Here is a 12,677-nt window from a genome sequence, read left to right on the forward strand (position 1 = left end):
GACCCCGGGCAGTCGGTCAGGCCAGCACCTGGTAGCAGGGCTGGTACTCGCCGGAGATCTTCATCCGGCGCTGCTCGACGAAGGCGCGCAGCAGCGCGTCCAGGGCCTGCATCATGTCCGCGTCGCCATGGATCTGGAACGGCCCGAACTCTTCGATGCGGCGCATGCCGTCTTCCTTCACGTTGCCGGCCACGATGCCGGAGAACGCCCGGCGCAGGTCGGCCGCCAGCGCGTGCGGGGCGCGGCCGTGGTGCAGGTCCAGCGCGGCCATCGCCTCGTGGGTCGGCACGAACGGCTGCTGGTACTCCCACGGGATCTCGATGGACCAGTTGAAGAAGAACGAATCCTTCTGCGCCAGGCGGTGCTCGCGCACCTGCTTGATGCCGCTGGCCATCTTGCGGGCGACCGCCACCGGGTCACCGATGATGATCTCGTAGCGCTCGGCCGCCGCGTCGCCCAGGGTCAGGCGGATGAAACGGTCGATCTGCTCGAAGTACGGCGCAGCCACGGTCGGGCCGGTCAGGATCAGCGGGAACGGCAGGTCCTTGTTTTCCTCGCGCAGCAGGATGCCGAGCAGGTACAGGATCTCTTCGGCGGTGCCGACGCCACCGGCGAACACGATGATGCCGTGGCCGATGCGGACGAAGGCCTCAAGGCGCTTCTCGATGTCCGGCATGATGACCAAGTGGTTGACGATCGGGTTCGGCGACTCGGCCGCGATGATGCCCGGCTCGGTCAGACCGATGTAGCGGGTGACCGTCTTGCGCTGCTTGGCATGGGCGATGGTGGCGCCCTTCATCGGGCCCTTCATGGCGCCCGGGCCGCAGCCGGTGCAGATGTCCAGGCCACGCAGGCCCAGCTCGTAACCGACCTGCTTGGTGTACAGGTACTCGTCGCGGCCGATCGAGTGGCCGCCCCAGCAGACCACCAGGTTCGGATCGCCCGGGTTGAGGATGCGCGCGTTGCGCAGCAGGCCGAACACCGCGTTGGTGATGCCTTCCGAAGATTCCAGCTCGGCCGCGTAGGCCGGGCCCATCTCGATGGCCATGTAGGCCAGGTCGCGGACCACGGCGAACAGCAGTTCGGCCACGCCGCGGATGATCTCGCCATCGACGAAGGCCATCGCCGGGGCATTGACCAGGTCGATGCGCACGCCGCGATCCTGCTGCGCCACCTGGATGTCGAAATCAGGGTAGAGATCACGCGCCGCGCGCGGATCATCCGAAGCACTGCCACTGGTCAGCACCGCCAGCGCACAGCGGCGCAGCAGTTCGTGCATGCCACCACCGGAGGCATCGCGCAGGCGCGCGACCTCGGCCCGCGACAGCACATCCAGCCCACCGCGCGGGTAGATCCGCGCATCCTGCACCGGCAGCGCGCGGGCTGCTTTTTCGTTCGTCGTCATATCCAACTTTTCGCTTCCTTCAAGGTTTCCGACTGTACTGCCGCCCCCTTAAAAAGCAAAACGGCCGGGAAACCCGACCGTTGGATATGTGCTGCCCGCGTTCGCCTTTCCGGGACCGCCAAGCGGCGTATTGCGCCGCGCACGAGAGCGCATGCTACGCCCCTGCCTGCACCACCGCAAGGACTTTCGCCTGAACGGAAAACGGCCGGGTTTCCCCGGCCGTTTCCATGTACAGCAACTACCTCAGTTCATCAGAACTGGTAGCGGAAGCCCAGCTGCACCGACCACTGCGAGACACCGACGTCGAAGCCGTCTGCGTCGTTGTTGGCCACCGCCGGCGCGTCCGCGCCACGGTAGTTGTACACGTACTTGCCGTCCTTGATGCCCTGCAGGGTGGCGACGCGTGCATCAGCAAAGAAGCCGTAGTCGTAGATGTTGCCCCACTTCTTGTTCAGCATGTTGCCGACGTTCTGGATGTCGACCCACACTTCCGACTTGTGGCCCTTCATGAAGCCCGGCAGCTGCTGGCTGACGCGGATATCGAAGGTGTTGATCCAGCCGGTACGGAAGCCGTTGGCCGGAGCATAGCTGCCTGCGTACTTCGCCAGCTGCGGGTTGTTGGCCAGCCATTCGTAGAACGACTTCTCCATTTCGGCATTCGCGGTGAACTTGCCGGTGTTCCTGTCGATGTCGCCGAACAGCACGTCACCCGGGTTCGGGACGTAGAACAGGTCGTTCGCGGAACGGCTGTCGCCGTTGGCGTCGTTCACGTAGACGTAGCTGTACGGACGGCCGCTGCGGCCTTCGTACACCAGGCCCACCTTGGTTTCGTAGTCGCCGAAGAACTTGTGCTTCCAGTTCAGCGAGCCCGACACGCGGTCACGGATCTGGTAACGCGAGGTGTTCTCGGTTTCGCTGTTGGCGTTGAAGGCGTACTGGTAGCCCCAGCCCGAGCTGGCGGTGGAGCTGGTCAGCGAACCGACTTCGGTCGCGTCGGTGTAGGTGTAGCCCAGGTTCCAGGACCAGTCACTGGCTTCCGACCACGGCTTGCTCAGCGACACGGTGAACTGCGAAGTGCGGCCCTTGTCGGTATTGGCAATTTCGTACACGGAGTCGTAGCTGCGGTTACGGCCGGCGCGTGCGTCGTCGTTGATCCACAGATTGCCGTTGCGCGCGGTCGCGTAGTACAGATCACGGCCATCCGGACCCACCTGCTGCACCGCACCCAGGTTCAGGTTCTTGTAGTACAGCGCGTCCTTGACCTTGGTGACCAGCAGTTCGGCCGAGGCCACGATGCCATTCCACGGCAGCTCGTGGTCGAAGGCCAGGTTGGCCTTGTAGACCGACGGCATGTTGAAGTCACTGCCGACGAAGTTGACGTTCTGGCGGTTCGAGCCGGGGGTGGTCGGGACCGGCTGACCATCCTTGTTCGGGCTGAACTGCAGCGTCGGGTCGTTGCGGTTGAAGGTGTAGACCGAGTTGTTGAAGCCGGTCGCCGAGTAGCTGTTGCTCAGCCACACCTGCGGGGCGTCACCCTGGAACAGGCCCACGCCGCCGCGCAGCTGGGTCGGACGCTCGGTGTCGAAGGTGTAGTTGAAGCCGAAGCGCGGCTGCACCAGGAACTTGTTGCTCAGGACCTTGCTGTTGTCGTTGCCGAAGAAGGCCGACGCCGTGGCGTTGTAGGCCGGGGCCGGGCTGGTGTCAGCACGGTCGGCACGCACGCCCATGGTCAGGGTCAGGTTGCTGTTGACATACCAGGTGTCCTGCACGAACAGGGCCAGGTTGCTGAACTTGTAGTCAGCCGGAATCGAACCCGGGGTGCGTTCCGGGTTGTAGTTGTAGCTGCTCCAGCGGCCAGCGGCGAAATTGTCCAGGCCGTAGAAGGTGTAGGCACCCCACGAGTTGGAACCGAAGTAGTTGTAGATGTCGTTGGTGTCGTACGACGCACCGAACTTGACGTCGTGGTCACCCAGGGTCAGGGTGCCGGCGGCGTAGTAGTTCCATGCCTTGGTCTGCAGGATGTTGTCCTGCGAGTTGACTTCGGTACCGAGGTACAGCGAGTCACCCGTCGGCGCAGTCTCGGTGCCCTGGAAATAGATGCGGATGCTCGGCGCGTCGGTCGGCACGTTGCGGATCGCCGAGTACTCGCGGTACGAAGCCTTCAACTCGGTCGAGAAGTTGTCGGACCAGTCACTGAACAGCTGGGCGACGTAGCTCTCGTTGGTCTTGTCATGCTGGTACCAGTACGAGCTCAGCGAGGCCGTGCTGGTGCTCATGCCGTTGATGCGCAGCTTGCTCTGGTCGATCTTGCTGTAACGGAAGTTGGCGCGGTGGTTGTCGCTGATGTTCCAGTCGAGCTTCAGCGCGTACTCTTCCATCTCGGTGTCGCCGTTGCTTTCCAGGCCACCGGCGTTGATGCCGTAGCCCTGGGCGATCTGCTGCGCGCGGGTCACGTCGGCCATGGTGAACTGCGGGTTGGCCTTGCCCAGCGCGGTGCCGCTCAGGTCGGCGCCCGGTGCGGCCTGCTTGAACTTCTCGTAGTTGGCGAAGAAGAACAGCTTGTCCTTGACGATCGGGCCGCCCACGGTCATGCCGTAGGTTTCTTCCTTGGTGAAGCCCTTGAACGGCTGGCCTTCCGGGTTGTCACCGAACCAGTCGCCGTCACGGTAGGTGCCGTAGACCGAACCGTGGAATTCGTTGGTACCCGACTTGGTCACCGCGTTGACGGTGGCACCGGCGGCGGCAGCGATGCTGACGTCGTAGTTGGACAGGTTGATGTCCAGCGCTTCGATGGCTTCCATCGCGACCGGCTGGCGGCGGGTCGGCATGTTGTTGCCTTCCAGGCCGAAGGTGTCGCTGGCCGAGACGCCGTCGATGTTGATCGAGTTGAAGCGCGGGTTCTGGCCACCGGCCGAGATCGAGCCCGAGGCGCGGTCGATGAAGGTCACGCGCGGGTCAAGGCGCATCAGATCCTGGATGTTGCCGCCGATGGACGGTGCAACTTCGATCTGCTGCTGGCTGAGGTTGGTGCCCGAGCCCATCTTGGTGGCGCTGAAGACTTCCGAGCCAGCGGCCACGGCGGTGACCTGCACGGCGTCCAGGTTGGTGGCAGCGGCCAGGTCACCGGTCAGGGTGGCGTTGATGGTGCCGGTCTGGTTCACGCCCAGGTAGACGCCATCTTCGGTCTTGGTGCCTTCACCCGGCTTGGTGATGGTGATCGAGTACGGACCGCCAACGCGCAGGCCGCGGGCGTTGTAACGACCGGCCGCATCGGTGGTGGCACGAGAAATAGTGCCCGACTCGGTGTGGGTGATGGTGACTTCGGCGCCGGCGACGGGCTGGCCGGCGCGGGAGATGACCTGGCCGCCGACACCGGCAGAGGTGCTCTGGGCGAAGGCGGGGGCGGCGGCGAGTGCAGCCACGAGACCAAGGGTGAGCTTGGACATCCGGAGTGGGTGGGTCATTTTTCGGTAGCCTCGATGCGAGTTGGCGATGGCGGAAAAAAAGCGCATCCAACCAGCCTTGCGGGCGGCTGACTGGACATTTATCTGGGGTTCCCTACCGTGAACGGCAGCTGCCGCAACGGTTAACACTAGATTAACACGCTACGCCTTCATTGTGACGGTTGTGCGACAAACGGCACGGGATCGCAACGAGTTCGTGACGGAACCTTCATTCCGTCTTATCGTCCACTTAACTCGCGTCAGTAGTGTGACTGGCGTCAAGTACCTGCCCGCGCCAAGCGGCACCGCCGGCGGAAAGCAGCGCAACGGCCGCTGCGGCGGCCTTTTCCGGGCCTTGGGCGGCCGGATCCTGGTCAACTGAATAGGCACGGGCGCGCAGGGCGGTACGCAATGGGCCCGGATACAGGCCGCTGACCCGGACCGGGCTGCGGCCCAGTTCATCATGCAGGCTGGCGATCAGCCCGCGCAGCCCGTGTTGGGCTGCGCCGTAGCCGCCCCAATAGGCCTGCCCCACCCTTTCAGGTGCATCGACGGCGAACACCAGGGCCGCGTCGTCGCGCTGCTTCAGCAGCGGCAGGCAGGCCTGGGCCAGCCACGCCGGGGCGGTCAGGGTGACGTGCACGGCGCGGGCGAAACTGGCCGGGTCGGCCAGCTCGAAAGGGGTCAGGCCGGGGAAATGCGCGGCACAGACCAGCAGGCCATCCAGCCGCCCCAGCTCACGCTGCAGGGCCTGGGCCAGCTCGACATAGTCATCGGGGCCGGCGCCTTCCAGGTCCAGCGGATACAGCAGGGGCTCGGGGCCCACGGCCTGCACCTGGGCATAGACCCGGTCCAGCCGCCGCGGCTTGCGGCCCATCAGCACCACGGTGGCCCCGGCTTCGGCGGCCGCGACGGCTGCGGCACTGCCCAGCCCGCCACCGGCACCGGCGATGAGCACCACGCGGTCCTGCAACGGACGGCCATCGAGCGCCGCATCGGTCGCCGACGTCGATGGCCAGGCACTCATCCCTGGGTGGCCTCTTCGACGATGCGCTTGAGCTCGCCGGCTTCGAACAGCTCCATGACGATGTCGCAGCCGCCGATCAACTCCCCGTTGATGAACAGCTGCGGGAACGTCGGCAGGTTGGAGAAGCGCGGCAGGTTGGCGCGGATCTCCGGTTCCTCCAGCACGTTGACCGTACGCAGGGCGACGGCACCGGCAGCCATCAACGCCTGCACGGCACGGCTGGAAAAGCCGCACATCGGGTATTGCGGGGTGCCCTTCATGAACAGCACGAGCGGGTAACGATCCACCTCGGCCTGGATTTGCTGCATTACCGCCACACCTCACTCCTTGCTTCGCCGGACAAACCGACCGCAGTGGTCGGCTAGACTGCCCACGGTAGCCGCCATTGTAAGCCGATGGAACCGGCTGCCGCCGTCCCCTGGCCACGAACCTGTCCATGCCCGTCGAATTGCCTGCCCTGCCCTACCTTCCCGGCTCCCTGCAGCCGCACCTGTCCGCGCTGACCGTGGAGCTGCACCACGGCCGCCACCATCGCGCCTATGTGGATGCGGTCAATGCCGCCATCGTCGGCACGGAATGGGAAGAAGCGACATTGGAGGACATCGTCCGCCAGGCCCAGGGCAAGCTGTTCGATGCGGCCGCGCAGGCCTGGAACCACAGCTTCTACTGGCAATGCCTGCGCCCGCGCGGCGGCGGCGAGCCGCAGGGCCGGCTGGGCGAACTGGTCAAGCGCCAGTTTGGCGACGGCCAGCGCCTACGCGAGGAGTTCAACCGCGCGGCGCTGGGCCTGTTCGGTTCCGGCTGGGTCTGGCTGGTGCAGCACCCCGGCGGCCAGCTCGGCATCCAGGCGACCCGCAACGCGGGCACGCCGCTGACCGGCGACAGCACGCCGCTGCTGTGCTGTGACGTGTGGGAACACGCTTACTACACCGACTACCAGAATGAGCGCGCGCGCTATCTGGAAGCGTTCTGGCAACTGGTCAACTGGGAATTCGCGGAGAGCCAGCTGCGCTGAGGCAGCTGCCGGCATTGCGGGCCGCCGGGCATGGCCCGGCGCTACCGTAGATGCCCACCTTGGCGGGCGTTGCCGGCCAGCGGCCGGCACTACCGGGGGTGCGTGCCGCCGGGTATCCCGGCGCCGGCATTACCGGGATCAGCCGTTGCGCAACGCGTGTACGGCCGGGGCCACCTGGTCCTGGCGGTCCAGCTCCAGGCCGACCTGCAGCAGTGCATCGGCCAGCGCGTTGGCATCATCGTCGCGCAGGGTCGCGTGACCGACCTTGCGGCCGTCGCGCGGCTGCTTGCCGTAGTCGTGCCAGTGGCCGCTGGCCTGGCCCAGCACCGGTGCCGCATCGGGCATGGCGCCCAGCCAGTTCAGCATGCAGGCATGGCCGAGCATGCGGGTGCTGCCCAGCGGCAGGCCCAGCACGGCCCGCAGGTGGTTCTCGAACTGCGAGGTCTCGCTGCCTTCGATGGTCCAGTGGCCGGAGTTGTGCACGCGCGGCGCCATCTCATTGGCCAGCAGCTCGCCATCGCGGCAGAACAGCTCCAGCGCGAACACACCCACGTATTGCAGGTGCTCGGCCACGCGGCGCGCATAACCAATCGCCGCCTCATGCTCGGCGTCGGACAGCACGGCCGGGGCCACGCTGGCCGAGAGCACGCCATCGACATGCCAGTTGCCGGTAACCGGCCAGGCCTGGAAGCTGCCGTCGCGGCCGCGCACGGCGACCACGCTGACTTCGCGCTCGAAGGCGACGAAACCCTCCAGTATCAGGCCGGTGCGCTCGACCTGGGCACCCAGCGCGTCCCATGCCGCGTCGATGTCGGCCTCGCTGCGCAGGCGGAACTGGCCCTTGCCGTCGTAGCCCAGGCGGCGGGTCTTGAGGATGCACGGCAGGCCGAATTCGGCGGCCTTGGCAGCCAGCTCATCGCGGCTGCGGATGTCGGCGAAGGCCGGCAGCGGAATCCCCAGCTGCTGGAACAGCGTCTTCTCGCTCAACCGGTCCTGCGCAACGGCCAGCGCCGACGGCGGCGGATAGACCGGCACCTGCCCGGCCAGCCACTGCGCACTGTCGGCAGGCACGTTCTCGAAATCGAAGGTGACCACGTCGACCTTGGCGGCAAACGCCGCCAGTGCCTCGCGGTCATCGAAGGCGGCCATGGTGAGCGGCGCCAGCGGGCCGCTGCAGGCGTCGGCCGCCGGGTCGTACAGCTCGAAGCGCAGCCCCAGCGGTGCACCCGCCAGTACCATCATGCGGGCGAGCTGGCCGCCGCCCAGGATGCCGACGGTCAGGCTCATTGGCGCGGATCGTCGTGGGCCATGACATCTTCGGTCTGGCGCGTCCGGAACGCTTCCAGCGCCTGGCCGATGGCCGGCTGGTCGCTGGCCAGCATCGCCGCAGCGAACAGCGCCGCATTGGATGCGCCGGCGTTGCCGATGGCGAAGGTGGCGACCGGGATGCCGGCCGGCATCTGCACGATCGACAGCAGCGAATCCATGCCGTTGAGGGCCTTGGACTGCACCGGCACGCCCAGCACCGGCACGGCGGTCTTGGCGGCGATCATGCCCGGCAGGTGCGCAGCCCCGCCGGCACCGGCGATGATCGCGCGCAGGCCGCGCGGGCCCGCTTCTTCTGCGTAGCTGAACAACACGTCCGGGGTGCGGTGGGCGGAGACCACCTTCACTTCGAACGGAACACCCAGGGCTTCAAGCTTCTGGGCGGCGTGCTGCATGGTTTCCCAGTCGGAGCGGGAACCCATGACGATGCCGACAAGCGGCGCGATCGGGTTGGGGGTCATTGGCCGTCACCTGCCTTAAAGACGTATTCTAGCCGTCTTCCACGCAAGACGAAGAACCATGGATCGCAAGCTGCTTGACCTGCTGGTGTCGCCGGACACCCGCCAGCCCCTGTCCCTGCTGGATGGCAAGGGCCTGGAAGCCCTCAACAAGGCCATTTCCGCCGGCTCGGTGAACAAGGCCGATGGCAACCCGCTGGCCCAGCCGCTGCGCGAGGCGCTGGTGACCCGCGACCGCAAGCAGGTGTTCCGCGTGGACGACGGCATTCCGGTGCTGCTGGCCGAAGAGGCCATCCCGACCGCGCAGATCGCCGACTTCCCCGCCGCATGACCGCCCTGCCGACGCCGGATGCGGCCCTCGTCGCGGCCGATGTCGCCCGGGCGTTGGCCGAGGACCTGGGCAGCGGTGACGTCACCGCCGCCCTGCTGCCCGACCAGGCCGACAGCGCCTACCTGCTGTGCAAGCAGGATGCGGTGATCGCTGGCCGCCCCTGGTTCGACGCGACGCACCGCGCCCTGGATCCGCAGGTGCGCATCGAATGGCGCGTGGCCGAGGGCGACCGCGTCGCCGCCGGCACGGTGCTGGCCCTGCTGCACGGCCGCAGCCGCAGCCTGGTCAGCGCCGAACGCACCTCGCTCAATTTCCTGCAGACGCTGTCCGGCACCGCCACCACCACCGCCCGCTACGTGGCTGCGGTGGCCGGCACCGGCACGCGCATTCTCGATACCCGCAAGACCCTGCCCGGCCTGCGCCTGGCGCAGAAGTACGCCGTGCGCTGTGGTGGCGGCGACAACCACCGCTTCGGCCTGTACGACACGGTGATGCTGAAGGAAAACCACATCCGCGCGGCCGGCTCGCTGCCCGCCGCCGTGGCCGCCGCGCGCCAGCAGTGGCCGTCGCTGCCGCTGGTGGTGGAAGTGGAAGACCTCGACCAGCTGCAGCAGGCACTGGAGGCGGGCTGCGAGCGCATCCTGCTGGACGACTTCGATGCATCGCTGCGCCGCGACGCGGTACGCATCGCCGCCGGCCGCATTCCGCTGGAAGTATCCGGCAGCGTCGGCCTGGACGGGCTGCGCGCGATTGCCGAGGACGGCGTGGACTGCATTTCCATCGGCGGACTGACCAAGCACGTGCAGGCCATCGACCTGTCGCTGAAGCTGGGGCCGCCGCCGGGCTGAGGGTAGATCCGGGGTCAGATCCCTTTTCCGTTGGAAAAGGGATCTGACCCCATGTTCAATTCCGTTCTCACACCCTGCGTTCACGACGTCACTGCGACGCTGCGGCCATCCCCCACAGGAGCCGCGCATGCGCCGGATGCTGTTGCCTGCCTGCCTGCTGCTGGCCGCCGCGCCGCTGTCAGCCGCCGCCGCCGAAGCCTGCGACGTACCTCCGCGCTTCGGCCTGAGTCCGTTGGCCATCTCCATCCGCAACGCCGCCTGCAACGAACACCGGCTGTGGTACCGCCCCTTCATCGATCGCGACGGGCGCGCGGCCAGCCTCAGCGTCACCGAAGCGGAAAGCGAGCACCTGGCCGACAACGGCCTGATCGCCTGGCAACGCGTGGCCAGCTACTGGCGCGACAGCGGCACGCTCAATGCCATGGGCAACATTCCCGGCGCCTGCAGTTGCCTGGCGCCGCTGGGCACGCGCTACACCGACAGCGACTGCCGCGCCTTCCTCGTGGACAACCCGTGGTCGGCCGCCTTCATTTCCTGGGTGATGACCCGCGCTGGCGTGCCCGGCTTCACCACCTCGCCGCGGCATATCGACTACATCCGCGCGGCCTACCAGGCCGGGCCGTCCGGCGTGCCGTACCGGTTGGTGGACCCGGCCACGGCCAAGCCGGCACCCGGCGACCTGCTGTGCTTCCTGCGCGACCGCAGCAGCACGCTGAGCTACAGCGGGCTGGTGCAGGCGCTGGCCAACGGCTCGGTCGGGCACTGGAAATCACACTGCGAAGTGGTGGTGGCAGCCAACCTCGGCGGCGACCAGACCCTGTACCTGGTGGGTGGCAACGTGATGAACACCGTGGCCATGCGCCTGCTGCAGCTGGACCGCACGGGCCTGATCCAGCTGCCGCCGGCACGCGACCGCAGCAGCACCGGCGTCGAACCCGCCTGCACGCCAGGCCGCGAGGATGAGTGCAGCTTCAACCGCCAGGACTGGGCCGCGCTGCTGCAGCTGACCGCACCTGCGTCGCGGGTCGCACCGCTGCCGGTCGCACCGCCCCCGAATGGACAATGAGGGGGGTGGCTTGATCCGCTGCACGTTCGCCGCCATCTTTGCGGGATCGAACCTGCACGCGTGACGCCATGCCTACCCTGTTGTTGCTGCTGATCGCCGGCGGCATCGTCTACTTCTTCTGGAACGCCGCGCGGTCGGCGGCCGAACGTGCCGTTGAGCTGGGCCGCAATGCGTGCCGCGCCGCCGATGTGCAGTGGCTCGACCAGGCGGTGCACGCCACCGGCATGCGCCTGTCGCGTGGCGAGGATGGCCGGCTCGGCTTCGAGCGCACCTTCAAGTTCGAGTATTCCTACGACGGCATTGATCGCCATGTCGGCCGCATGGTGCTGCGCGGCGACCAGCTGATCTCGTTCACCGGCCCGGGCGCGGCGCGGATCAGCCAGATCCGCGCGGATGTCGAGGATGCAGAGGATGTCTAAGCGGTAAAGGCGTGCCGACCAACGGTCGGCACCCACCGTTGCATGAGGAAGTGCCGACCAACGGTCGGCACCTGCCGTTACTTCACTACGCGCAGGGTCGGGCGACCCTTCGGCGGCGGGCTGGTCGGCGGCCGGTCGTCCGGCGGCGTGTCGCCTGACGGCGTTTCGCCCTCATGCAGCAGCTCGTCGCTGGCCGGTGCCGGCTCGGTGCCCGGAATATCGTCCGGCAGCGCCATGCCCTGCCCGGTCTCGCGCGCGTACACGGCCAGCACCGCGCTGATCGGCACCTGCACCGGATAACTGGTGCCGGAGAAGCGCGCCGAGAAGCTCACCATCTCGTTGTTGATCATCAACTGCACCACCGCGCGCTCGGCGATGTTGAGCACCACCCGGCCATCCTTCACCGCCGAAGGCGGGACCTGGACGCCGGGAACGCCGGCGTCGACCAGGATGTGCGGGGTCAGCTGGTTGTCGTTGATCCATTCCACCAGCGCCCGCAGCAGGTACGGGCGGTGGCTGGTCATGTGGAAGAAGTCGTCGGTCATGCGTGAAGTGTACGCGCCCGACGCCCCTGCCGGGGCGGATCGCCTGCACGCCGGTGGGCATGCAGACGGGATGCGGCCGCCAGGCTCAGCCCGGCAGGTCGCGCAGCTTCTTTTCCTGGTCGGTCAGGCTGCGGACGAAACCGGGGTGGCGGAAGATGCGGTTGCCGTAATCCTCGATGGCCTTGCCATCCTTGGGCAGCGGCACGTCCAGCGACTGCAGGCGCCAGATGATCGGCGCCATGGCGCAGTCCGCCAGGCTCATTTCCGGGTTGAGGAAGAACTTGCTGGCCTTGAACAGCGGCAGCGAGGCGGTCAGCAGCTCCTTCAGCCGCTTGCGGCCGGCCTCGGCCTGGGTCTTGTTGCCCAGCTGGATGGCCTGCACCTGCGGCACCCAGTCGTGTTCGATGCGCAGCATGGCCAGGCGGATGCGCGCACGCGAGAGCGGATCGACCGGCATCAGCGGCGGATGCGGGTAGCGCTCGTCGAGGTACTCGCTGACCACCGAGGCGGCATACAACACCAGCTCGCGCTCGACCAGGGTCGGCACCGAGTGGTAGGGGTTGAGGTCGATCAGATCTTCAGGCGGATTCTGCGGGTCGACAGGAACGAAGTCATAGCTGACCCCTTTGGCCGCCAGGACCAGGCGTACCCGGTGGCACAGGACATCATCGTTCGAGGAAAACAGCGTCAGTGTATTGCGCATGCGTACGCTCGCCGCCATCAAAGGCTCTCCTACGACAGGAGACCGCCTGCCGCATCGGCGCCGCCAGCACCGTGCCGGCGGTCGACTCCTC

13 protein-coding genes are annotated in these 12,677 nt (G+C 67.1%); 5 read left to right on the forward strand and 8 right to left on the reverse strand.

The genetic code is table 11. The features are described from left to right. Positions 1-16 precede the first annotated feature (16 nt). From ppnN to grxD, 4 genes are all read right to left on the reverse strand, one after another. The gene (gene ppnN, locus C1926_RS14195; protein WP_079221363.1) at positions 17-1,405 is read right to left on the reverse strand and encodes a nucleotide 5'-monophosphate nucleosidase PpnN; all 1,389 of its coding nucleotides are present in this window, start codon (positions 1,403-1,405) and stop codon (positions 17-19) included. A gap of 251 nt (positions 1,406-1,656) precedes the next feature. Beyond that, positions 1,657-4,869: a carboxypeptidase regulatory-like domain-containing protein gene (locus tag C1926_RS14200; protein WP_254057273.1), complete on the reverse strand. Its 3,213-nt coding sequence runs from the start codon at positions 4,867-4,869 to the stop codon at positions 1,657-1,659. A 229-nt stretch (positions 4,870-5,098) separates the two neighbouring features. After that, positions 5,099-5,875, reverse strand: coding sequence for an SDR family NAD(P)-dependent oxidoreductase (locus C1926_RS14205; protein WP_108759612.1), 777 nt, complete (start codon positions 5,873-5,875; stop codon positions 5,099-5,101). Then, a complete protein-coding gene (gene grxD / locus C1926_RS14210; RefSeq protein ID WP_079221360.1) occupies positions 5,872-6,192 on the reverse strand; it encodes a Grx4 family monothiol glutaredoxin in 321 nt (106 codons plus the stop codon). The genes C1926_RS14205 and grxD overlap by 4 nt, the downstream gene beginning before the upstream one ends. Positions 6,193-6,311: 119 nt before the next feature. Here grxD and C1926_RS14215 point away from each other — a divergent pair, with 119 nt between their 5' ends. Beyond that, positions 6,312-6,890, forward strand: a complete 579-nt coding sequence (locus tag C1926_RS14215) for a superoxide dismutase (protein WP_108759613.1) — start codon at positions 6,312-6,314, stop codon at positions 6,888-6,890. A gap of 138 nt (positions 6,891-7,028) precedes the next feature. Here the strand turns inward: C1926_RS14215 and C1926_RS14220 are convergent, their stop codons facing one another. Next, a complete protein-coding gene (locus tag C1926_RS14220) occupies positions 7,029-8,177 on the reverse strand; it encodes a 5-(carboxyamino)imidazole ribonucleotide synthase (protein ID WP_108759614.1) in 1,149 nt (382 codons plus the stop codon). Then, the gene (gene purE / locus C1926_RS14225; RefSeq protein ID WP_079221357.1) at positions 8,174-8,677 is read right to left on the reverse strand and encodes a 5-(carboxyamino)imidazole ribonucleotide mutase; all 504 of its coding nucleotides are present in this window, start codon (positions 8,675-8,677) and stop codon (positions 8,174-8,176) included. Before purE ends, C1926_RS14220 begins: the two co-directional genes overlap by 4 nt. A gap of 58 nt (positions 8,678-8,735) precedes the next feature. Between purE and C1926_RS14230 the strand changes: the two genes are divergently transcribed. The 4 genes from C1926_RS14230 to C1926_RS14245 all read left to right on the forward strand — a co-directional run bounded on the left by C1926_RS14230 (position 8,736) and on the right by C1926_RS14245 (position 11,338). Then, positions 8,736-9,005 carry a Trm112 family protein gene (locus C1926_RS14230; RefSeq protein WP_108746345.1) on the forward strand — a complete coding sequence of 90 codons (270 nt, stop codon included), beginning with the start codon at positions 8,736-8,738 and terminating at the stop codon, positions 9,003-9,005. Then, positions 9,002-9,853, forward strand: coding sequence for a carboxylating nicotinate-nucleotide diphosphorylase (nadC, locus tag C1926_RS14235; RefSeq protein ID WP_108759615.1), 852 nt, complete (start codon positions 9,002-9,004; stop codon positions 9,851-9,853). Before C1926_RS14230 ends, nadC begins: the two co-directional genes overlap by 4 nt. Before the next feature lie 127 nt (positions 9,854-9,980). Then, positions 9,981-10,919 (forward strand): DUF2272 domain-containing protein, encoded by a 939-nt coding sequence (locus C1926_RS14240; RefSeq protein WP_108759616.1) that lies wholly within the window; start codon positions 9,981-9,983, stop codon positions 10,917-10,919. A 68-nt stretch (positions 10,920-10,987) separates the two neighbouring features. Then, the gene (locus C1926_RS14245; protein ID WP_108759617.1) at positions 10,988-11,338 is read left to right on the forward strand and encodes a DUF3301 domain-containing protein; all 351 of its coding nucleotides are present in this window, start codon (positions 10,988-10,990) and stop codon (positions 11,336-11,338) included. Positions 11,339-11,415: 77 nt separating this feature from the next. Here C1926_RS14245 and C1926_RS14250 read toward each other — a convergent pair whose 3' ends face one another. Together C1926_RS14250 and C1926_RS14255 are read right to left on the reverse strand one after the other, a co-directional pair. After that, positions 11,416-11,883, reverse strand: a complete 468-nt coding sequence (locus tag C1926_RS14250; protein ID WP_108759618.1) for a ClpXP protease specificity-enhancing factor — start codon at positions 11,881-11,883, stop codon at positions 11,416-11,418. 85 nt (positions 11,884-11,968) lie between these two features. After that, positions 11,969-12,604, reverse strand: coding sequence for a glutathione S-transferase N-terminal domain-containing protein (locus C1926_RS14255; protein ID WP_108759619.1), 636 nt, complete (start codon positions 12,602-12,604; stop codon positions 11,969-11,971). Positions 12,605-12,677: the final 73 nt, after the last annotated feature.

It is taken from the genome of Stenotrophomonas sp. ZAC14A_NAIMI4_1 (assembly GCF_003086915.1).
GTDB lineage: Bacteria > Pseudomonadota > Gammaproteobacteria > Xanthomonadales > Xanthomonadaceae > Stenotrophomonas.

Coding starts and splice junctions, on each gene's coding strand:
- C1926_RS14240 (WP_108759616.1), top strand. CDS start 9,981: ATGCGCCGGATGCTGTTGCCTGCCTGCCTGCTGCTGGCCGCCGCGCCG.
- C1926_RS14255 (WP_108759619.1), bottom strand. CDS start 12,604: ATGGCGGCGAGCGTACGCATGCGCAATACACTGACGCTGTTTTCCTCG.
- purE (WP_079221357.1), bottom strand. CDS start 8,677: ATGACCCCCAACCCGATCGCGCCGCTTGTCGGCATCGTCATGGGTTCC.
- C1926_RS14205 (WP_108759612.1), bottom strand. CDS start 5,875: ATGAGTGCCTGGCCATCGACGTCGGCGACCGATGCGGCGCTCGATGGC.
- C1926_RS14215 (WP_108759613.1), top strand. CDS start 6,312: ATGCCCGTCGAATTGCCTGCCCTGCCCTACCTTCCCGGCTCCCTGCAG.
- C1926_RS14245 (WP_108759617.1), top strand. CDS start 10,988: ATGCCTACCCTGTTGTTGCTGCTGATCGCCGGCGGCATCGTCTACTTC.
- ppnN (WP_079221363.1), bottom strand. CDS start 1,405: ATGACGACGAACGAAAAAGCAGCCCGCGCGCTGCCGGTGCAGGATGCG.
- C1926_RS14230 (WP_108746345.1), top strand. CDS start 8,736: ATGGATCGCAAGCTGCTTGACCTGCTGGTGTCGCCGGACACCCGCCAG.
- C1926_RS14220 (WP_108759614.1), bottom strand. CDS start 8,177: ATGAGCCTGACCGTCGGCATCCTGGGCGGCGGCCAGCTCGCCCGCATG.
- C1926_RS14200 (WP_254057273.1), bottom strand. CDS start 4,869: ATGACCCACCCACTCCGGATGTCCAAGCTCACCCTTGGTCTCGTGGCT.
- C1926_RS14250 (WP_108759618.1), bottom strand. CDS start 11,883: ATGACCGACGACTTCTTCCACATGACCAGCCACCGCCCGTACCTGCTG.
- nadC (WP_108759615.1), top strand. CDS start 9,002: ATGACCGCCCTGCCGACGCCGGATGCGGCCCTCGTCGCGGCCGATGTC.